The sequence below is a fragment of the Chryseobacterium sp. MMO-72 genome, from assembly GCF_037146035.1.
Taxonomy (GTDB): Bacteria; Bacteroidota; Bacteroidia; order Flavobacteriales; family Weeksellaceae; genus Chryseobacterium; species Chryseobacterium indicum.
The window spans coordinates 151,612-174,337 of record NZ_JBBCWG010000010.1 but is presented as its reverse complement, the minus strand read 5'-3'; the positions used below and the strand labels follow the sequence as shown (position 1 = coordinate 174,337).

The window sequence follows — 22,726 nt, the reverse complement described above, 5'->3', positions numbered from 1 at the left end:
AGCTAAATTTTAATTAGCCGGAGAGAAGGATAGTGCCTGAAATCATAAAACATATATATCCTCATCGATAAGAATTACCTCTTTAGCTTTTATGATAAAAACATTATCTCCAAGATCTATTAGGTAAGTAACAAGATCATTGTTTAATGTTGCGGAAATTGCATGTATATAATACAAGTTGCTGTAATCATTAAAATCAACACCTAACTCTCTTGCTGTTAACTCATTAATAGCTTTTTGACCAACTTCTTCTACATTATTAAATAAGAAACCTCCCTGAACAGATTCCCATTTACCATCTTCTTTTTGACGGGTATATAATGTAGCATCAAAAAAAGCTGTTTTAGAATTTGCATAATATTCAATATTCTTGCCTCGGTGCATTTTTTGGGTATGTTGTATAAATAATGGCGTCAATGTCATGATACTATTTTTTTTATTTTTTCACTTTTTCGTCTATAAACTTCAAAAAAACCATCTTCATCTACAATGTAACTTTCTGCTAATATATTGAAACAATAACCATCAATAACAAACACAAAGTGTTTTGCATCAAGTTGATGTCTAGTTCTCGTTCCATCCGGAATCGTTGTTATCTGTCTTCCTTCTGTATTGTTTTTTTTGTATTCATTATACCAGCCATTAGTTGTATTCATATAAAACCCGTCAGAAATGCTCGTTTCTTGTTGGTTATATTCTAATACATAATTAAAGCTATACTCAAATTCTTGACTGTTTTTTAATACGCGGAATGTTACACAATTAAATAAATCTTCATCCAACTCAATCTGTATGAACTGTGTTCGAATACTGTCTAGTGATACAGATCCCTTAAATTCTTCTATTATTTTATTTTTCATTTGGTAAATAATTTTTTATTTCTTCTATAGGAATAATCTTTTTTTGTTCGTTTTTAATAATTAGGCTTCCATCTTTCTGCTCAATTAAACTCCATCTTTCCACAATGATATTTTTTGAATTACCTTTAAATGTTTTTGGATTGACAAACTTACCATTTCCATCTAAATGTACAAAAATATCCATATCTGTTCCCCCAGTTATTGTAGTCATCTTAAAAGTATGTCTAGACATAAGCTCATCCGGATGTAAATACTCAGTTTTAATGAATTTTCTTCCTGCAATTTTATAAGCAGCTAATCTTCTGTGATCAACAGTCCATAATCCTTTGGCATCTTCTGCCATATTGTACCATATTTTAATATTGTTTGCAGGCATAGATTTTCCCTTATAAAGATTGTACGCATTTTCCAATACAAAATAATCACCCGTAACATTACTAATATATTCTTGCGAAAATTTAATTTCCTGAATCTCCATTACTCTTTCTTTCCCAATTGGGAGTTTCCCAGCAGGACTAATATCTTCTGACTGAATAAATTCTTTACCTCTTATTTCCCGAACTGTATTTTTTGGACTAAATCGTGTAGTTTTAGTGACTTTGCTAAGGTCATTTTCTACTTGCGCTTTATTCTCTTTCCTTATCTTCGAAAGTTCTGGTTCTATTTCTTCCGCAATCCAATCTGCTTTTTCCTGATCGGTTAGCATAGTATCCGCTTCAAGCTCTTCAATTTGACGCATTAGTTCAGGATTATCTTCCAATTCCAACACATATTTTTCACGAATGGGTGCACAAGGCGAAGCACATATATATATTTCTCCTCTTTCAGTGATAGTAACCGTATGTCCTTCATGGGTTTTTGCCTGTCCGTAAGATTTTCCATGCTCGGTTTGGATAGGCTTTACATCCTCCTCCCGAATACTGGATTTTCCTTTTTCCTTCATCCACTCAGGGCGATAATCTTTCTTCCCCTTCTCAATAATTTTTCCTTTGAATTTGCTGTAAGCTTTGCCTACTTTAGTATTTTTAATCTTTGCCTTAAAATTGGCAATTTTGGGTGAAAATTTAGGCTCTAAAGCTTTTACTATTCTGGTAGCCAGAGCCCCTAAAGCCATGAACACAGCAATAATAGCCAATGCAAATCCACTATTAGCAATACGTTGATAAGCATATTGTAAACGATCATAACCAGTTTCAACATCATTACTTTCGTAATTAACCGTTGAATTATCATCTTTTGATTGTTCACCACCTTGCCCGCTTTCATTATTTTCGTTTTGTTTCTTCTTTTTGACAGCCTCTCCTTCTACACCATCATCATCAACAGTAAGTATATCAAAAACAGCTTTTGTTATAATACTGCCTTCTGTTGCTAACATTGATATTAATAAGCCTTCACCTAATGCTGTCGCAAATTCCAATCCCGCCATAATACCAGGTATTGCTCCGACTCCGCCAAAAAACGCACCTATTATACCTCCAATCAATACGCTTCCAATGGTAATCCAACCAGAAAATGCACCAAGAACATTATTTAAAGTCTGCATCCATTCTAATCCGCCATCAACAGCTTTACTAAAATTATTATTAGAAATATTTTTCCATATTTCTGGGATAAGTGTCCATAACTTCGGAGCATCTGTACGAACAGGACCCCCTTCTGCAAAGGGCCAAACTAAATACCATATCATTTTTTTCATTTCGCCCCACCAATTGCCCGCCATATAACCCAAGATAGGCTGCAGGTAAGTCCATACTCCTGTAATATGTTTTGCAAATGATACTCCGGCTTGCCCAAAGAATTTTTTAAACTGATTGTTTGCTTCTCCGGGTATTTTTTCTATAAACGGAGCTATAAAACCAATAACATATTTTTCTAAAATCTTTGGATCGTTCCAAATCTCCTGAATTCCGGTTATTAAATTTTTGAAAAGATTGTATTGCTTTTCAATATCAAAGATAAACTCAAGCATTTTAATTATTCCGGAAACAATAGTATTAATCGCATCAAGCACAAAATTATATACCGCTTGCAACGCTCCCAGTAAGGTATCTACTGCCTGAGCCATGAAATCAATAATAGCAGCAACCGCTTTCTTAAAGACTTCAAAAACCTGATTCACCAATTTTTCGGCTGCAGCTACGTATTTATCTATTTTGGCTTTCAGTCGGTCTCTGATAGCAGGGAACGCCGCCAAAGCAATATCCAGAAAGCCTTTTAATAATGAAGCGAATCCTTTGATAAGATTTACAATAGCTTTTCGGGCAATTTCCAGCGCAGCCAAAACTAATTTTTTGGCAGCCTCAAAAATGGCTTTAACTGCTTCCCGCAGTTTGGTGAAAATATAATTCAATGCATCTTTAAGCGCATTAATGAATGCTGAAGCCTTGTCTGCAACCCAGCCGAAGAATCCGCCGCTTTCTTTTTTCTTTTCAGCTTTTTTCTCTTGTGCATTTTTGTCGGCTTCCTGTTTTTTCTTGAGAGCTTCTTTGTTAGCCGTATCAATATGACCCTGAGCTGCCGTTTCGCCTTTGCTCTTTTCCGTTTTTATATTGCCAAGTGTTGCTTTGGTATGGTCATTAGATTTTTTAGCAAAATCTGCCTCCGTTTTATCAAGTGCATTTTGCCATTCCACTCTGGAACTGTGAACATCCGACTGGGCATCTTTTACTGTTTTAAGCTGATTTTGGTGAGATTTGTCTTTTTCCTCTCCTATCTTTGTTTCGGCATTTTGTTCCTGCTCAAGCATTTTTTGATGATGCTCCAGTTCTGCTGCCTGATATTTTTCATTCTCTGCTCCTATTTTCGTCTGAATAACAGGTGCAAACTGAGCATTGATTCCTGTTTCATCAATACCTTCCAATTTCAGTGCATTAATAGGCTGCTTTTTAGCTGCCTTGGAAGTTATTTTGTGTGAAGGTTTCAGAATTTCATCTTTTGGTTTCTTAATAATGTCGTTCTCACCGTAATCTTTATGAATATCTTGTCCTGCATGATCTTTTTTGATGCTGAGATCCTGAGCAACATCATGCTGCTCGATAGACAGGTGCTCTAGATCTGCTTCTCCCGTAAGATCTAATCGTGCGCTTTGCTGCATTGTTGCAGGAATTGCAGAAGTATTTAGATTAATCGCATCCAGCTGGCTTTGGGCCTGCTTTTCAATACCTCCCTTTACATTTGCAGCCTTAAAAGTATAATCAACTTTTTTAAGCGGATCTTTTTGTGGAAATGAGATTTCTTTCTGCTGTGATTTTTGACTTACAGATTTAACAATCTTTTTGCCTGATTTTGCTGTTGTTTTATTAGCTTTTGTTTTATTTTTTCCTTTAGATCCGGAAAAAGCACTGCCCGTTTTTGCATTTACTTTTGGAAGTCCGGTTGTGGCTTTCTCGGCTTGGTTATGTAAAAGTGTAGTACTGTTGTTTTGAACTGCATTAAAATGATCTGCCAGTTGTGTCGCCGGAGAATGGGACAAGTCTGCCAAAGAAAAATCAGCACTGGCTTTGCCTTCTGTTTTTATCTGCTGCTTGGCTTCCAGATTTTTTTTGTTTTCCTGATGAGCTGCTGCCTGTTCTTCTAATGTTTTTGGCATATACGTTCCGGACTTCTGATCATGATAATCTTTTATCTGGTCAATATTCAGAGTCGATATATAATCTTTTTCCTGCTCTTTGGTATCCGGATGACTGATATCCCTGGTTTCTGCCATACTTTCCTGAAATCTACCATATGCTATTTCGGAACCCTGATCGTAAATGGTCTGTGAACCGTAAACCGGAGCGATAATTCCGCTTGCATTCGTCTTATTGATATTCGGGGTTGCGAATCCTGCAAGAGCTGCAGATTCTTCAGGCTTTTGGGTTTGTAAAGGAGCCACTTCCGCCACAGGCAGAGGTACTACCACCGACTTTTTAGCTTTCTGCTTTTTGCTCTGGCTATGATGGTTTTTGTTGTCTTTTTCTACAGGTTTTGCTGCTTTCATTGACTTGGTGTTTTTTAATTATATTTTGTTTAAAAGGCACGTAAAGCACAACAATGGAAGCTGCGCTTTACCGTACCTGATGAAACTGAAAATCATACCCGGTATTGTAGTTTTTTAAGATTTTACTGCCTGTAAGGTGTACACAGCGTTATGATGAGAAATCGGAAGTGCTGTGCTTTTTTCTTTTGATCCGGCTGAAATTCCAGATTCAAAATTCAGAATTTTTAAGGAGAATAAGCCTTTTTTGGAGCGGGGGATTCTGTAGTTGCAGTAAGTGGTTTCCCGAAATGATTTCTGATGACGGTTAATACAGAAATTTACTTTAAACTTTTACCATAAAAGATGCAAGAGATTTAAACACTTTAGTTTTTTTAAGTTTAATGCTTAAATGAAACCTGTTTAAACTTTTTTACGGAAAGAGTATCCAGAAAATTAGCAATTTTGGATTGCAACTTAAAATAACTAAAATCTGGAACTCATAAGCAAAGATAAACTGGAAACCTAACGAAGTGGTTCGACGAAGTCAAAAATGGATAATTCCTCATTTGAGCAGAGGAAAACGGGGATTTTCAACAAGATTTGATTTAGGGAAAATCTTTCAACTCATTATTAAGCGTTTAAAAACAGGCTGCCAATGGCGCGAGCTGAGTCTTAAAGAGTACTTTACCAATCAGGGAATCAGTTGGCAACTGATTTATTATTATTTTAATAAATGGAGTAAGGATGGTTCTTTCAGGCGAATTTGGATTTCCCTTCTTAAAAAGAATAAAAGAAATTTAGATCTTTCCTGTGTTCAGATGGACGGAAGTCATACGCGCAGTAAAACCGGTGGCGAATCGGTAGGTTATCAGGGACGAAAATCATCAAAGACCAGTAATTGTATCTTCCTTTGTGATAATCAGGGACAAATGCTTTCAATGGGAGAGCCGGTGAGCGGAGAACATCATGACCTTTATCAGATTGAAGAAACTTTAGAGGAGATTTTTGTTCTTTTGGATGAAGCTGATATAGAGTGTAAAGGATTATTCCTGAATGCAGATTCCGGTTTTGACGGTAAAAAATGCAGAGATATTCTTGAGAAAAAAGAAATGATTGCCAATATTAAAGAGAATCCACGGAATGGAAATACACAGCATGAAAAATATTTTGATTCCGAACTGTATAAAAGAAGATTCAAAATAGAAAAAGCAAATGCATGGCTGGATAGCTTCAAAGCACTATTAGTAAGGTTTGAAACTTTAAATATTACATGGATGAGTTTGCATTATCTGGCTTTTTCTATTTTGTTTCTCAGAAAAATAAAAGTTTAAACAGGTTTATGAAAAAAAAGAGCACATAAGTTAAAAAAATCAAAGATTTTTTAATGTCCTGATTATTTTAAATGGGACGTTTACTGTTATTCAATTTTATTGCAGTATTCTTTCTCTACGCTCCACTGTCCTGTACCGAAAGTTTACTGTGATGTATTTTTATTGCAGTATTGTATATTTATATTCCATTGTTATGGATTGAATGTTTACTGTACAGCAATTTTAACAAAATGTTCTCCATTTACATTCTACTGTCTTAGATTGAAGGCTTACTGTTCTGCAACTTTATTATTGCTCACCTTTTCTACTGCTTACTACAGTACATTTTTACTACTGCTCACCTTTTCTGCTGCTTAACACAGTACATTTTAGGCTTACTACACTACATTTTTACTACTGCTCACCTCCTCTGATACTTAACACAGTACATTTTAGGCTTACTACACTACATTTTTACTACTGCTCACCTCTTCTGATACTTACTGCTTAACATTTTAAGCTTACTACAGTACATTTTTACTACTGCTCATTCATTCCATACTCCGGTATACTATATTTTAACGTTAACTCAGTAATAAAAAATTGTATATCAAATATTTACGATTTGTTTTGGAGTATTTTTGCACAATGCTGTTGCAGCCCGACCTGAGTGGAGCTCTTTTGTGGTTTTTGTGACTGGAAAAGCTTTGGCAAAACTACAAAAAGCGGGAACGGAGGGCGGAAAAGCTGCCCAAAATAATAAGAATATAGATCGAGTTCACGTTATTTTAACCTTACCGCATTACAATTTTATTCCAACCCACTTTCCTAAAGCTTAGTACACAAGATTCAAATAGTATTTTAAAGGAGTTTAGCCTACTTCATGTAATGACGTTTTCAGATGTTTGTTTTTAACAACAATAATTAATTGTTTTTGATACTTGTCGTGCTTCGGAGGAGTTCTTTAGGCTCTTATTTGATCTCTTCTTTTTTCTCTTTTTCTTCTTCAGGCTGTCTGTTTGGCTGGTTTCCGATGTAAAGATTCATGGTTGTATCAATCCAGTTGGGAAGATTGGTCGTAATCATTTTCAGGAACTTGTCGTAGCCATAACCGAGTACAAACAATATTCCTGTGGAATACCATTTGTTGTGAAGTTCGGCACTTTTCATAACATAGCTCATGGTGAAACCGACAATAATCACGATGATTAAGGTGATGATATGTTCCCAAGGCCTTTTTTTTTCTTTGTTCTGTATGGAGATCAATACTCTTAACAGTCCTCCCGAAAATGCAATGGCAGTTCCTATGAGGAGGGCTTTTATACTATCTAAATTCATTCTTCATATTGTTATTCATTAAAATTGATTTTTTTACAACGCTAAGTTGTTAATCGTCCTGATCGAGCATATACATATCATCCAGAAATTTTCTGCTCGTCTCGATGTTTTCGTTTTCGCTGAGGTAAGCCAGCTCGTCTATAAGATCACTGATGTCTCTATCCGGATCCTGAAATTTTTCTAAGTTTTCTTTAATTTTTTTGTTCTCTTCTTTTTCCATGACTACCAAAATTTATTAATGCTGATTTTTAATTTTCAATTTCTTCCTGTTACTTTCAAAACCATTGTATTGCAGGTTAATCTTTAGCCTCAAAAGCATAGTTCCGGAAAGTAAAACAGTTTTTACCTTGCTGTTGTTCTCTATAAATTAAATGGATAATGAAAAGACAATCTTTTATTGATCTGATGGGCAGATTGAATTAGAAGCACTGAACTGTGCGGTTGCTTGGTCTTAAGCTTTTTAGAATATAATTTTCCGGCTCTAATTTTTTGTGATGGTGGATCAGTTGTAAAAGATTGTCCTGAGGAAACCGCACGAAATGCGGATCTTTAATGGCTTTTGTTTTTCCGTTTTACTCCTGAATGATGTTGTAAATGGTTCTTTCCGACAAAAACAGCATCTCCGTAAGTTCGGTTACAATAACTTTCATTTGTTTGTCCTGATTGCGCTTTACATAATCGTTGACAAAGTCTTTTCTTTTCTCTACAAGTTCTTTACTACGTTTCATTTTTAAAAAGGTTAAAAGTTGTTTTAATAAAATAATTTTTCGTGTCTTTTTTTGATCAGTTGAGTCAATAAAATCCCGCAAAGGCTTATAGTCTGCCTCTGAAAAGATGTTTAATGATGTTGTTTGATTTTAATTCTCAGAAGTCGGCTTCTTGTGTTTTCCGGCGTAGTTTTATGAGCCTGTCTTCCTGAATTTTATTTTCCTTCGTATGCGAAAAGTATCTTCATATACAATTTGTTTAAACTTAATAGCAAAGGCGCAAAGATTTTATCTGCGATAAATTAAGCATCAATCCTTATTGAAAATCTTGGATTTTCCTGCGCCTCAAAAGATTTGAGATCAATAAAATCTTGCGTCTTTGCTTCTTCCAACAAGAATCTCTTTATTTAAAAAGGTTTAAACAAATTCATATTAAAGAATGAATTTCTTTCTGCAAACTCAGATTCCCCGCTTTGGAATGTATTTAAATTATTACTGACAGTTATAATGAATCGATATTTTATAATCTGAACAGTAACTTTGTCTTACATTTTCACGGTCTGTGTTTATGACCGTTAAAACAAAACAGCAAATGTTCGCATTACAGGTTTAAAAAATGCACATTTTTCGGAAAAAGAATTTAAAATCAATAATAAAAATATTCACACCAATATAAAAGCGCACTTTTTACAGTGATTTCTATTATTGAAACTTTATCTTCTGTCTGTCAACAAAAAGCACATAAACAATTTTAAATATTTGATTAACAACCCATATTAAAGCAAAAAAAATTAAAAAGCATCAAATATATATTAAATTGTTGTGATAATTTTTGTACATTTGCCGTATTCTGTTTTAACAACGAGACAAATATACGAACATTGTTCGTATTTCAAAATAAAAAAGAAAAATATTTTGCGTATTTTTTCATAAATAACGATAAACATATCAAAATGACCAACTTAGAATTCAAAGAGATCAGAAAGAAACTAAAAATGAAGCAGGCTGAGATCGCCGAGGCGATAGGAGTTGGTACGAGAGCCGTTCAGTACTGGGAAAAAGGCGAAAGAAAAATACCGGAAACCACTGCTTATTTTGTGAAAAACCTTTTGCAGGAACAGCAGCAGAAACCCAATAACAGCGCATCGCCGGTTGCTTATTCGGATCTAAAGATCATGTACGTTCCGCTGGCGAACCAATACGCACAAGCCGGATATCTGAGCAGGTTTGCAGATGAGGAATATATAGAAAGTTTACCCACGATTCCTTTCAGTGATGATGTGGAACACCGCGGCGAATATATGTGTTTCGAAGTTCGGGGAGACAGTATGGACGACGGCTCCTACGAAAGCTATCTTGAAGGCGATATTATTTTATGCAGAAATATCCGCCAGGATTACTGGATGAGCAAGCTGCATTATGATAAATGGGATTTTGTCATTGTACACAAAGAAAAAGGGATTCTCGTGAAAAGGATCATCAATCATGATGTGGAACGAGGCATTATCACCCTTCATTCTCTGAATGAATATTATGAAGATTTTGAAATTCATCTTCAGGATGTTGCCAAGCTCTTCAATATCATCAGTACAAGGCGTAAAAATAACAGAAGGTGATAGAAAGCTTTATCATAGAATAAAAATCCTCAAGAAATTTTGAGGATTTTTATTTTTAAAGTCTAATAATGTAATATGTTAATCAGAGCTAATACAATCAGTGCCACGATATATTGAAAAATTATGCTCTGCAGAAATACTACTGCATACATTTCCATTATCCAGGAATAGAAGCTGAGAATCTATGTGCAAATATGCCGGTGTATCCTCTGCCATTGCGAAAGAGGTATATTCGCTGATTCTAACTTTTATCTGTCCTGCTGCCTTTGGAATATATGTAAAAGGCACAGACTTGTAGCCCGTAACTCCGCTTTGCAAATCATTAGGAACGTTGAAATCCTGTAAAATCTCATTTTTAGTTCCTATTACCTGAACTCTGTTAAGAAATAAGTCATTACATCTTCTATAATATATTTCATGAGATAAATTCATTGATGTACCAATTGCAGACGCATCTACATCTACTGTTGCCGTTACCCAATCTTTTGTAACCGGTAAAGCATTTACATCCGACCTTGAATTCTTAAAGTTAGATAAGCTTTTGCAAATTGAAAGCTGTTCTTCTTCTTTTGTGTAAGAAAGCCAATTTGATTCAGCTATATTACCAGATAAATCGGTAACAACAACTTTAAATAATCTTTTACCAATTGTGGATAATGCACCTGTACCAAAAGTAGTACTCCCCGATAAGTTAGAAATAATACTTGACCAGGTTATCCCATTATCCTGGCTCATAAATACTTCTACAGTATTTATATTATTATCCGCATCAGAATAATTAGCAGAAATGACATATTCTTCACAATTAGTTGTAGTACAGATTCTGTCTTCTGTTCCTGAATTATCTCTCCATTTAATGCTCACTTTTGGTTTATCTCCCGAACAATTTCCAATTTTAAAAGAACTTTTTTCTTTAACCGCTACTCCATCTTCATCCATCAATTCTATAATCAACTCGTATTCTCCCTGATCCGGAATAAAAGGAAGCTTTACGGTGTCTGAAGAGCTTGGAATGGGGCTTATATTGTATTCGGAATACGGATCAGACGGACTCCCGTTTTTATTTTTATAATAAGCAATTGCGCTTTTTATTGGCTTAGAAGATGTGTAATCTATCTTAAACGAAATATTGCATGTTTCTGCTGCCATTGTTTTGTTTTTATATTGTTATTAAATTTAATAAACAAAGGGTGATTTTTTAATTTTTCAATTGAATAAAGGCACCCTTCGTTATTTTGATATTTATTTAGGAACACGGCCTTCACAACAATCTCCTCCTTTCTCGAAGACGATACCTTTTATAATGATGGGAGTTTCTTCGTACCAATTTTCAAGAGATATATTCTGTTCACATCCGCCTCCAATAACTTTTACTTTTATGTTCGGAATTTTTCTCGGAGAAAGATTATTGAATGTATGAGTAACAAAACCTTCCGAATCCGGATTTTGAATTACCTGACTTCCGTTATCAAGGAAATCCCAGCTGTACTGATAATCCATGAAGTGATCTCCTGTTATTTTAAATTTCACAACAGTTGATGTTGAATCAGACTCAGGAATATCAACTTTCTCCACGACAATTCTCACCTGCGGTTCTGTAATCACTGTAATGGTACAATCTGTAGATTTTCCATTAACGCTAAAGCTAATTGGCTGGTTATGTAATTCCTGACTTACAGATGCAGGATCAAAGAAATACAATCCATCAATTAATTGTACTCCGCCATTCAAATCAGAATCTACATTTGCCGTTACGATGCCGTTGAAAGGGAATACCGTAAACGGAATTTTCTCTGCTTTTGCACAAATAGTCGTATCAGGTAAAGTCAGATTAATCTTCACTTTCGGCGTACAGCAGATGTACGGAAGTGAGAAATCTGCCACAATAACTTCATCTCTCCCAATATGATCATACACCATGATAAAAGTACCTCCTTTTGCAACTCCGCGTTTATGTTCTAAACCCGAATATTTATCGATATATTCATTAAAGTAAGCTTTTGAAAGATCTTTATTTTTCAATAATTCTTTAAATGACAAAAGCATAATATCAAATCCCAGCTGCTGCTTGTCTCTGATCTTTTTTATTTCATCAAAAGCATCCTGATAATGCATTCCCTGATGTCCTTCAATATTATAAAACGGAGTTCTGTCGGTGTTAAAATCCAATGGTTTCTTTACATAGGCTTCCTGTGAAAACATACCCGCATTATAGCCTGCGTTATTACGGAACGACGGAGTTCGTATCTTATTGAAATCCCAGACTTTCAGAAACTCATCAGTAATTCTGTAATAGAATGGGATCGCTCTATTTCCTAAAAGGTCTGACTTTTGAGACGGAGTAATTTTAATGGCGGATTCCGCTTCTATTGGTATATCACTCCCAATTACTTCTACATGGCGGTTTGGATATTTAAAATTCTGTACCTGCAGATTGAAACGGCTAATTAATGTTTTAACTTTCTGCATCGCATTTTCATCATCCAAGACCGGTGAATTGTAAAACTGATGTCTTGAAGAGTCCAGCTTCGTTTGTGAATTTAATTTCCCCAGCATAATATGTTTAGGAAAAGAAGCAAAATCGGGAAGACATTTTGTAAATGTTTTAGGGAGCAGTATGATAATTTCCGAATACGTATCCGCGAAATCTTTTACCACATCATAAGCATACTGAAAACCCGATGGCAGGCTAAGACATCCTTCCAAAACTTTTTTAAAGGAAGAATGATCTGCAGCAGAAAGTCTAAATAATTTAGAAATTTCGTTGATTTTTTTAAAAACAAGTTCACCATAGTTGTTTCTTTCCAAAACTTCTGTGTAAAGACTTTTTAAATCTGCAAAGGAAAATTGTGCTTCAATTCCCTTTTCTTTAATAAGTCTTTCCAGAATAACGCGTTCCTGCTTTACCGAGCCTAATATATCCTCTATAAATAACGGATGCGGCTGAATACGGTCTTTCTGAAGAATATAATTAACACCCTGTTCGTTTGTAACCAATACTTTTAGATTTCGGATCTGCTGGATTCCATGATTGTCACAATCTACTCCCCTGCAAGGTTTTACTTCTTTTTCATAGCTTTCCAGATAGAGCATCAGGTATTGATCTTCGAGATCCGTAAAGTTGGCTACCTGCTGAAAATCTGAAGTTGCTTCCTGAGCTGTCGCCAGTTCCCAAAGTTCAATCTGTCCTCCGTTTTCATCATAAAATGCAGGATAGTTTACTTTAAAATTGTCGTATTTTTTAAAATGAGTATATTCTTTACTATCAATACTGATTGTCTTTAGATCACTTACGTATAATTCTTCGCTTACTTTACTCGTATTACTGAGGGTAAGCAAATCTCCGTCGGTTGTAACTGCAACTCCTTGCGAAAGTTTTATGCTGTTGAGTTTTTTATTGGAATAGGTAAATTCAGGTTTAAGACCGCATACTATACCTGTTCCCTGAAGCATTACTCTGGATAAGCGATCCTGATCCTCAAAAAAGTCTAAAAACTCATTGAACTGAGTATACTCAATGTACTGTCCTTTACTGAATTTCCGGTATTGGGTAGATACATCACTTAATTTAATGAACTTCCGGTATGGATTCGGTATATTATTTAATTGATTATTCATTATTGTTCATTTTTAATGATTTGTTAAAATGATTTAAACAACACCTTAGACAAATGTATTTCTAAGGTGTTATTTTAATTACTGCTCTGATTCTTAACTGAACTTATTGGCAAGTCTGGCATTTACAGGAAGACTGGGCAGTAAATACTTTTTTTGTAAGTGTATTTAAATATTCCCTATACTTCCGGATAAAAATCTCTGCTGTTTCCGACATAAGAATCCTGTCCTGTACAGTATCGAAACTTATATACACCACATCGTTCAGGATAAAAATCTGCTTTATATCAATCACAGAATCTTTTGTAGTTAATAAGCTGTTTACCTCGATAGTAATTCCGTCTTTTTCATATGTATCAATCAGTTTCATACTATTATGGTTTTACTTCTCCTGTACAAGGATTAATTGTTAAGAAATTATTTCTAGGACATCCGTCATAAATCACGACTCCGCCAAGTTTTAATGTAGTCCATGCAACACCATCATGACAGCTATTGTCTGCACATACTAAAGAGAATGATATAAATCCTTCCCCATTCAGATCTGTGGCTGCGATAGACTGTGCATCCGTAGGACTCAGGAAGAAGGTATTAATCCTGTTTGGTCCTCTAAGTTCACCATTAGGACGTGATTGTCCGTTTTCAAGACTTTCACTTGCATTATTCAGGTTCACACCACCGATTCTGTACACTCCGTTCGCCATTAAATTGAATTTCGCGCTATTACATCTGTGATTTCCGGGACATGGTCCTAAGCTTTCATTGTACTGAACGGTAATCTCCAGACTAGAGAGACACTGAACGAGCGACTGACCTTTCAGTTTTATAGGGGCTATCGTATATTGTGTGCTGCATCCACTTCCATTACTCACAGAAAGTATCGGGTTGAATGTATCTTCCTGACCAGCAACCAGATTATAGGTATGAGATTGACTTACAACTCCATTTGCATCAGGAGCTGGTTTCGTTACAATAACTAACTGGCCGTCACCAAAATTCCAGTTATAGTCAAGATTACCTAAATTATTACCGGAAACAGTGAATGTTACCGTTGCTGTAGGATTTGTAGGGTTTTCTCCATTTACAGGAGTTCCTGTTGTTACCGTAACATTTGGAACTTCATTAACAATCATTTGAGTATCCACAGGATCATCATTAACTGTGAAAGTAATGGTTTGTCCGAGATAAGCTGTGCCAACCAATGCCGGATCAAAATAACTTTGTCCTCCGGTCTGGGTAATGGCGGATATTTCTGTTCCGTTTACAAATGCTTTTACCTGACCATCCAAAGGAACGATTGTCATAAGAACCGGTTTTTCATTTTGGCAAAGTTTACCTGAAGGTAATGATAAGAACACAGGATCTTTTTTGGAACAGCATAAATAAGGCAATGAGAAGTCTGCAATAACCTGATTGTTTGCCTTTGACTCTGCGATCAAAACAAACGTTCCGCCCGGTTCTACACCGGAAAGATGCTCCAAGCCGGATTTTCTTTCTAAAAAATCACTTAAAAGTTCTGTAGAAATTTCTTCTTTTCTGGGATCTTCTTTTACAATCGTAACGTCGTCTGATGTTCCGGAAGGAGTTTCAAATTTAGCTTTATTCAATAATTTAAGATCACTGTCTAATTTCGATAAATTAAGGAGCGCATTTTTAGGATCACCAGTTTCTTTGCTGATCTCATTGGAAATGGATAATAATTTATTTCTGAGTTCTTCAATAGAAATTTTTCTGGGCTCTTCAGATGTATCATCCGTTTTTTTACCATTATTTAAAAGTAAAACGCTAACGTCAAAAGCCAGTCCGTACTTTACTTTAAGATCATTAATATTCTGTACCGCTGTTTCGTATGGCAGTTCAAGATGTCCTTCAATTCTGTAGAAATCATTGTTGTCGATATTATAATTCAGGGGATTCTGAATATAATCTTCTGATGATAAGTTCGCAGTATGATAACTTAAATTATAGGTTTCTCTGTCTGTCTTTGTTTTTTCAAAATTCCATTTATCCAGTAAAGTCTTATCTACGTTATAATAATATGGAATTGCTTTTTCTCCTAATCTTACATAAAGATTGGATGGTGTAATTTTAACGGGTCCTACATACGATTGAAATCCGTTGATTTTCTGCACAAAACGATTGGCAAGCAATATCAGCCTTTCATAATTTTCATCATCCTGAGTTGTGATGGGTGAATGATAAAATCCGTGACGGAAAGCCGCATATTCTCCCAGTTCCAAAGAACCTCCGGCATATCCCAACATCAAATGTTTAGGGAATGACGCAATAGAAGGACAACATTCTGCATTCAGATGCAAGATAAGCCCTTTTATTTCGTTGTAGGTATCAATAAGATCTTTCAGGAGATCATATCTGTACTGAAAATCATCCAGTCTTGGGGAAGATGCAGACAACAGGGTATTCAGTTTATTGAAGAGCGATAAGCCACTGAAGTTCATGTCTATTTTAAAAGTATCTGCAATTGCCTCAAAACCTTCAGACAACTTGGTAACAGAATCCATAGCGCTGCGAAATCTTGCTTTTAGCTGACCGGCTGTTTCAACTTTAGGATCAAGGATCACTCTTTTAGCCTCAATATTTGGTAAGCGGTCAAAAAGTTCTTCGTAAGAATTATGAATTTTATACAGCGTATCTTTTGCATTTCCATTCGCCATAAGATCAGAAACAGACTGAAAATCTGCCAAAAGCACTTTAAGATCAGAAACCTGCTCTGCTCCGGTGTTATCACAATCGGCATCTTCACAAGGAGTCTCGTCATTAGAATAGCTTTCCAGATAAAGGATGATGATTTTTTCATTCAGTTTTTCCAGAGTTTTAATGTCTTTAAAGCTTCCTGTATCTAATCCTTTAACTTTCATTTGCTTCAGTTCGTCTTCGGTTGCCAGTTCCAATAAAGGAATCTGCTCTTCTCCGATTCGGAAATGATCATACCTCACTTTGTCTTTATACTCTCTGAAGTATCTGTAATTTTTGGTATCGAAATCTATCGTAACGTCTGAAGATTTCTCTTTTCCTGTACGAAGGGTTATTAAATCTCCGTCTGTGGTAACGCCTGCTCCCTGAGTTATCACAATGGTATCCAAAGCATTTTCAGCCTTTTGCGGAGCGATTTTTTCCATAACGTCCGGAATCAGACTAGAACTGGTAATTGTGGATTTAAATCCGCATACAATTCCTACACCGCTGAGAAGTGTTCTCGAGAGCCTGTCCTGATCTTCGAAATAGTCTATGAATTCATTTAACTGCCCGTCTGTAAGTACCTGATTTTCGTTAAACTTTCTATATTGGGTTGTTACATTATCTAATTTAGCATTCATTATTTTTCAATTTTATATGTTTGATTGTCCTAATATTATTTTTCCGTCCAGGCTGTCGTTATCTTCTATAGCACAGTCTAAGAGTCTTCCCGGTCTGTAAATATTATTTAAGTTGGTAAGAGCCGTCAGTAAATTCTGAATGCTGTTTCCTAAATTGTTAATATTATTTTTTGCTTTATCTGAAAGATATTTTTTAAATGCCTTTTCAAATGCAGACAAATCGTTCTGAGCAGTTTGTTTTTCACTTAAACGATCTCCAACCCAACAGATTTTAGCCAGAATATGAGCCGGAATTTCCTGTCGGATCACAGTTTCTGCATAACGTCTGAAGTCAGGATCCTGAAAACGGTAGGCAAAGCCGGGAAGAACCACACTTACACGGTAAGAATAAGGATCAAAAACATCATATTCGCAGTCTTCTTCGCAGGAAGACATTAAAGCATCTGCATAATCTACCGGATTTCCGGAAAGAATATCTCCATCGTCATTCGGAAATACTTCAAAAGATTTTCCTATAATCATGCTTCCGATCCCTTCAAGATCCTGAAATACTTTGAATGTATCTTCCACAGACATACATCCGATTCCTCCTATAAGCTTGTAATCTTTGAATGCCGGTTTCAGCAGCAAATGCTCTACAAGGAAAATTCCTTCTTCGGTAAAATCGTATTTGAAATACCTTACCAATTCTTCAATTCCCTTTTTTAATTCAGCTAAAGAAGTGTATGGATTGGTCTTTTTATGGGTAGCCGTTACATTTTGCGGCTGGCTGTCATCCATAATTTCAAGATAATAGTTCCCTCCGGAAGACATCCGGATCTGAATATTCCCAATCAAATCATAATGAGTCTGATTTTCCTTTAAAAGCTTTAATGCATTTTTAAGATCTTCTTCGTCTATCTGAATGGTCTGATAAATGGCTTCATGTAGATTTTTAGTTGCAGCATATTCGATATGGTATGTATTTACGGATGATAAAGTGATATTATTATTTCCATCCTTCACTTTCCAGGAATAGCTTACCTTTCCGTCGTCACTTACCGATTTAATAATTGAAACAGGTGTTTGAGAAAGATTTCTCTGCTGGTAATTTTTAATCCCCAGTAATCTGGCAATTCTTTTCTGTACCCCTGAAATATTATCTGTATTCCAGACATTCGCGCTATCATCCAATGTATAATTATAGCCCAATCCACGGTCTTTGCTCAGTGATTTGTACTCTTTCAGGAATGTTTCTTTATTGTTCAGTACAATTTCATCGGTAGATTTTCCGTACAGAGATTTCATCAGGAAAGTGTAGTCGCTGAATGTTTCTGCAAAACGGGCAATTAAATGATCCAGCACTTCATTTCGGCGTTCCACACTGTTATCAAGTTCTTCGTATAAAATATCTGTAAGCGTGTCCTCGTTTTCATCATAATCTGAAACCAATTCTTCAAAACCTTTGATATTTTTAAGAGCCTGAGTAAAGAACGTTCTCTTTAAACCTCCGCTGATACTTAAAACTTCTTTTACTTTTTCAAGGTGTTTGAAATAACTGGCAAGAATCTGATCGAAAAACAAAAGATATCCTTTCATCTGTTTTGCCAAAGCTTCTCTTTCCGGGGTTGGATTTCCAATGATTCCGGAAATTCCTACTCCGTACGTATCCGGAAATTCATTTAAAATAGTTGCGTAATTCCCGATATCGTAAGAAGTTCCCTGCGGAAGAGTCAACTCTTTATTTTGTCTGGCATCTTCTCTCAATACTTCCTCCTCTTTTCTTAATGTTTCGAGATATTCATCAACTTTTTTAGTGTTGATATTCAACGGAAGCGCACCTTTGGTGTAACTGAATGAACTCAGATCGCAAAGCTCCGGTTTTTTACCTTTTTCAATACAGATCATCCAGTCATCGGTCTGTTTCACCGCACTGTCGCAGCCGGCAATAGAAATTTCGTGAATTTCCTTCACTCCGTCGATTTTCATGATCTCGCTGATGATATCAGAAAGCCGGACTTCTCTTCTTAACTGACTTGCTTTCAATTCTTCCGTATCAATAAAACCATTATCGAGAATCGGCCCGTCAAAAATCTCATCTGTGGTAAGACCTTTTTCCAACATCTGCTTTAATGAATAGAAATGAACTTCCGGAGCCAGATAATTGTTGATCGCTCTGAGTACTTTTGCATGAACCAGTTCTTCATCTACTTTGTTTACAAGTCCGATGCGGGCGCATACCGCCACTTTCTGGGTTTCGATTTCTTTGATGTCCACAAGATCCTCGCAAAGACCTCTGTTCTGGTGATAGCGCTCCAGTATTTTTACTCTTGTATTCGATTTGTCGCAATCTTCGTTCTCACTATCGTCTATATCATCGGCATAATCTACATAAAGGTCATACAATCCTTTTACGTTAAAATGTTGTGTCTTTTCTCCGATAGGTTCAAAATCCAACTGTCCTGTTTTGCAGTCCACATACAGCGTTTCGTTTCTCGAAACCAGCCAACAGTTGCTGATTGGTCTCGGATGACCGGATTCAAAGCTGATATCGATGAAGAGTTTTCTGTAATCAAGCTCGGTTAAAGGTCTGGAAGGTAAAACTTCCGTAGCTTTCAGGAACTGTTTATGAATATCTTTTTTTGCATCGTTTGAAGCAAGAATGTCTTCCATATTCATATTCATCCTCATCCCAAGATCTGTGATGGCGTAGCTTAAAACCTCCAGTGTGGTAATCCCCGGATCGTGAGAGTTATAATCTGTCCAAAGTTTTCCTCCTAATCCTTCTATATATTCAATACCTGTTCTGCGTAGAAAGTGAAAATCGGTCTGATCCTGCGTTTCTATATTTTTGGGTATACTAATGTGCTTATTTTCTGACATAATTATGTTTCTGCTTGTTTGTTATTAAAGGCATACCGGTTCTGCAATAGTAACTTTGTGCTGTTTGGCAGATACGAGTATGGATTTCGGATCTACTTCGATTAAAGACTGTGTCTGTAAAACATTATTTACCAATATACTGGTCTCCTCAACGTAGTCTACATAATGCAGTTGTTCCAGATAATTAATGAGCTGATTAACATTCAGTTTCACATTAAAATCAATATCTTTAGTGTCTGTAAAAGCCCAAGGCGATATATACTTTTTGATGTCTTCGTCTAACTGTTTTGTGTAAAATGTTTCATCATACTGATCGAAGAATTTCACCTTTGTTTCTACCTTCGCTTCTTTATAATTCGGGTTGATTACCTGAGCGTTGATGTGCATGGTATTCAATTCATTGATATAATTCTGAATTCTGTTAAGCGTGGCTCTGCTTACTCTTGGCTGATAAATATCAAAAGCGTTTTTATTTTTAATATTCGGAACAACCATCAGTGTAACGTATCCTGGAGCGAGATAAGACTTTTCTGAAGTATGATTCAGGCATTTTACCTTGAAAACTTCCGGAAACTCCTGCAAAACGAGATGTTCGTAATCCCATTGTGTAATGGCTCTGTTTTTATGTCTCAGTCTTTCGCTTACTCTTCTGTAGAATTCTGTATCTGTTTCTTTGTATTTTCCATCGAATGAGTTATACGGCTGGCTCACCGATTTTACCTGCGGAACTCTGGTAATAAGTCTGGAAATCGTATTGGCTTCCAAACCGTTATTTAAGTGAGACAGATCGTTGTTCTGATTCTGGAATGTTGCCAGAACTGCCTGTGTATATATTCCCTGAAATTTACAAACCGCATCGTAACTTCTTCCTGATCTTGCTCTTACCCAGATTAACTGATCTGTAAATCTTGTGTGATTCAAATTAATATCTTTTGGAATTTTGAATTTTACAATTCCGGATTCCAGGAATTTTTTAGAATCATTCTGCAGCATAGAGTTTGAAAGATCAATCCATGTATTTCCGGAAAGGATGCTCCATTCGATATACTCTTTTTCTTCAAAAGTCTCGGCTAAAGGATTTTCGCTTCCTTCCAGCATCTGGATGAGAAGGGAAACCGTCATTTGTGGAACTGCTTTCAGACCGATGTATAATTCGCCTCCTTTCTGATGTACCGGAACAATGGTTTTCGTATCGATTTCCTTTTCATACTGCCCGAAAGCATCTTCATGATACATCTGTACTTCTTCACTTTTCAGAAGTTCTCCTTCAGAATCTTTTCTTAAAGAATGGTATGCAGTTTCTGTTGCGCTGTAGCTCAGTTCGATATCTTCGGCAAAAGGAATATAAGGTTCGTTCGGAACTACTTTTGCTTTTTGAGGATCTGATAAAACAAGCGTATATAATTTAGGATACAAGTCCTGTAATAAAGATTTCTTCAGTTTTACCCTGATCGCTTCGCCTGTACCTGCTTCATCACTGGTGCTTTTTACAGAAAACTGTGTCTGGTAAACATTTCCATTCTTTTTAAATAAAGCAATATCACTTTCCTGATTGTGCCAGATTTCTTTGTCTAACACCGCTGTATCGATCTTAAAATAATCGTCTCCTGTTACAACTGACGAATTTTTCAAATTATTAAAATCCTGCTGACTGATATTTGTATCCGGTTCCATGATATACCCGCTGTATAAATCCTTTATGGAAGCCGGCGTGTTTTTCCAATTGATGGTAATGTCTGCGGTATTCCACTTTTTAGAGAACATTTCAGGACATTTTATGTAAAAATTGGAACCTTTGATCGGCTGCGCAGTAAATGGATAATAGGATTTTTCGGAATTCAGTTCTCCATTGTCATTTTCAATCTGAAGAGATTTTATTCCTTTTACATCTACAGAAACTTCAATATTGTTGACCAATGCTTCTGAAAAAGCTTCATAGACTTCATAATATTTCTTCCCTTCAATCATGAATCTGAGAACAGGAAAGCTGGTCTGGAAAGTTTCCTTCAGAACATCTTTATTGTATTTTACGATGGCAGGAAAATCTTTCGGTAATGTTAAAGAAAAGGTTAAACGGTGTTTTTTATCACTTTTGGTTCCTGTTTCTCCATTTTCAGTACATTGTAATGCAATGTCGGATAGCCATTCTTTTTCCCCGCTGCAAAGTACTTTGATGTTGTTCTGAAAGTCTTCTTTTACAAGGTCTTTTAATTTTTGAACAGAATTTGCGTTGAAATCTATTTTCAGGGTAATTGTTCTGTCTCCTTCTTTTAAATCGAATAAAGATGATGCTACAGAAAATCCCAGTTTCGCTTTTGGAAGTTCTTTATAGATCGATTTTTCCGAAGCTGTTTCTTCAGCATTGTATCCGAACGGCCACCAATAGTTTCCGCCTTCCGGCAGTTTCTCGCCCAAACCATCGGCAGAATTGGTAACCGGAGCCATTTTAAGCTCTTGTTTTCCGCCGTCATTAAGAAGACTTTTAATTTCAACTACTTTTGCCTGATTGGCAATCAGTTCATTATTGGTTTTGTAGATCCGTTTTTTTCCTTCCGCATCTTTATCTCCGTCCAGAAGTGTTCCTTCCGGAATTCTTTCCTGAATTGCTTTTTTAGCCAATTCAAAAATCACATAGACTTTGTCTTCTTTAGCATCATTTTTCTGAATCTGAAGGATCTCGTTATAGTAGAAATCCAGATGTCTTTTCGTTAAATTATTGAAAGCTTTTTTGGAAAAATCCAGCAATTTCAGAAAGCAGACGAACAAAGTAAGGTGAGGCGTCAGATTGCTGTCCTGTTCAAACTGGGAAATAAGATCTGTAACCTGTTTTTTCATACTCTTGTACTCTACGCTTTCTCTGCGCGGAATAGCATTGGTATCATCACCAAAGAAAAAGTTCCCCCACTTCTTATCTGGTATTGCTGTATCAGCATCTTTTTCAAAAAAATTTACATGACTGGCAAAATTGTTTGCAAATAGCAGCCAATCGAACAGATCGAAGTCGTGCAATTCGAGATTGCCGGGATCCAGATCCGCTAAAAAGCGCTGCATTTGTGATTTTCCTTCACGATAATGTGAAAATGTATCTGTTTTTTTCATTTGTTTATATTTATATTCTA

At 36.0% G+C, this 22,726-nt stretch carries 14 protein-coding genes; 2 read left to right on the top strand and 12 right to left on the bottom strand.

The window, feature by feature from the left end:
* Positions 1 to 42: 42 nt before the first annotated feature.
* Genes WFH39_RS14535 through WFH39_RS14525 form a run of 3 tightly spaced genes read right to left on the bottom strand, consistent with a single transcriptional unit; the run spans position 43 to position 4,842 of the window.
* The gene (locus tag WFH39_RS14535; RefSeq protein ID WP_336690447.1) at positions 43 to 423 is read right to left on the bottom strand and encodes a hypothetical protein; all 381 of its coding nucleotides are present in this window, start codon (positions 421 to 423) and stop codon (positions 43 to 45) included.
* Positions 420 to 860 (bottom strand): hypothetical protein, encoded by a 441-nt coding sequence (locus tag WFH39_RS14530; RefSeq protein WP_336690446.1) that lies wholly within the window; start codon positions 858 to 860, stop codon positions 420 to 422. Before WFH39_RS14530 ends, WFH39_RS14535 begins: the two co-directional genes overlap by 4 nt.
* Complete coding sequence (locus WFH39_RS14525) at positions 850 to 4,842, bottom strand: hypothetical protein (RefSeq protein WP_336690445.1); 3,993 nt, start codon at positions 4,840 to 4,842, stop codon at positions 850 to 852. Before WFH39_RS14525 ends, WFH39_RS14530 begins: the two co-directional genes overlap by 11 nt.
* A gap of 545 nt (positions 4,843 to 5,387) precedes the next feature.
* Here WFH39_RS14525 and WFH39_RS14520 point away from each other — a divergent pair.
* Positions 5,388 to 6,152 (top strand): IS5 family transposase, encoded by a 765-nt coding sequence (locus tag WFH39_RS14520; RefSeq protein WP_336690444.1) that lies wholly within the window; start codon positions 5,388 to 5,390, stop codon positions 6,150 to 6,152.
* A 951-nt stretch (positions 6,153 to 7,103) separates the two neighbouring features.
* Here WFH39_RS14520 and WFH39_RS14515 read toward each other — a convergent pair.
* The 3 genes from WFH39_RS14515 to WFH39_RS14505 form a co-directional block, all read right to left on the bottom strand.
* Entirely contained in the window at positions 7,104 to 7,469 is a 366-nt protein-coding gene (locus WFH39_RS14515; protein ID WP_076394835.1) for a hypothetical protein, read from the bottom strand.
* Positions 7,470 to 7,518: 49 nt separating this feature from the next.
* Positions 7,519 to 7,689, bottom strand: coding sequence for a hypothetical protein (locus tag WFH39_RS14510; protein ID WP_157967283.1), 171 nt, complete (start codon positions 7,687 to 7,689; stop codon positions 7,519 to 7,521).
* A gap of 352 nt (positions 7,690 to 8,041) precedes the next feature.
* Entirely contained in the window at positions 8,042 to 8,197 is a 156-nt protein-coding gene (locus tag WFH39_RS14505; RefSeq protein WP_157967284.1) for a hypothetical protein, read from the bottom strand.
* A gap of 932 nt (positions 8,198 to 9,129) precedes the next feature.
* Here WFH39_RS14505 and WFH39_RS14500 point away from each other — a divergent pair.
* A complete protein-coding gene (locus WFH39_RS14500; RefSeq protein ID WP_214590333.1) occupies positions 9,130 to 9,792 on the top strand; it encodes a S24 family peptidase in 663 nt (220 codons plus the stop codon).
* 78 nt (positions 9,793 to 9,870) lie between these two features.
* Here the strand turns inward: WFH39_RS14500 and WFH39_RS14495 are convergent, their stop codons facing one another.
* From WFH39_RS14495 to WFH39_RS14470, 6 genes are all read right to left on the bottom strand, one after another.
* Positions 9,871 to 10,941, bottom strand: coding sequence for a hypothetical protein (locus WFH39_RS14495; RefSeq protein WP_336690443.1), 1,071 nt, complete (start codon positions 10,939 to 10,941; stop codon positions 9,871 to 9,873).
* A 93-nt stretch (positions 10,942 to 11,034) separates the two neighbouring features.
* A complete protein-coding gene (locus WFH39_RS14490; RefSeq protein ID WP_336690442.1) occupies positions 11,035 to 13,410 on the bottom strand; it encodes a hypothetical protein in 2,376 nt (791 codons plus the stop codon).
* A gap of 103 nt (positions 13,411 to 13,513) precedes the next feature.
* Positions 13,514 to 13,777 carry a hypothetical protein gene (locus tag WFH39_RS14485; protein WP_214590336.1) on the bottom strand — a complete coding sequence of 88 codons (264 nt, stop codon included), beginning with the start codon at positions 13,775 to 13,777 and terminating at the stop codon, positions 13,514 to 13,516.
* A 4-nt stretch (positions 13,778 to 13,781) separates the two neighbouring features.
* The gene (locus WFH39_RS14480; RefSeq protein ID WP_336690441.1) at positions 13,782 to 16,745 is read right to left on the bottom strand and encodes a PKD domain-containing protein; all 2,964 of its coding nucleotides are present in this window, start codon (positions 16,743 to 16,745) and stop codon (positions 13,782 to 13,784) included.
* Positions 16,746 to 16,757: 12 nt separating this feature from the next.
* Positions 16,758 to 19,607 carry a hypothetical protein gene (locus WFH39_RS14475; RefSeq protein WP_336690440.1) on the bottom strand — a complete coding sequence of 950 codons (2,850 nt, stop codon included), beginning with the start codon at positions 19,605 to 19,607 and terminating at the stop codon, positions 16,758 to 16,760.
* A 24-nt stretch (positions 19,608 to 19,631) separates the two neighbouring features.
* The gene (locus tag WFH39_RS14470) at positions 19,632 to 22,706 is read right to left on the bottom strand and encodes a baseplate J/gp47 family protein (RefSeq protein ID WP_336690439.1); all 3,075 of its coding nucleotides are present in this window, start codon (positions 22,704 to 22,706) and stop codon (positions 19,632 to 19,634) included.
* Positions 22,707 to 22,726: the final 20 nt, after the last annotated feature.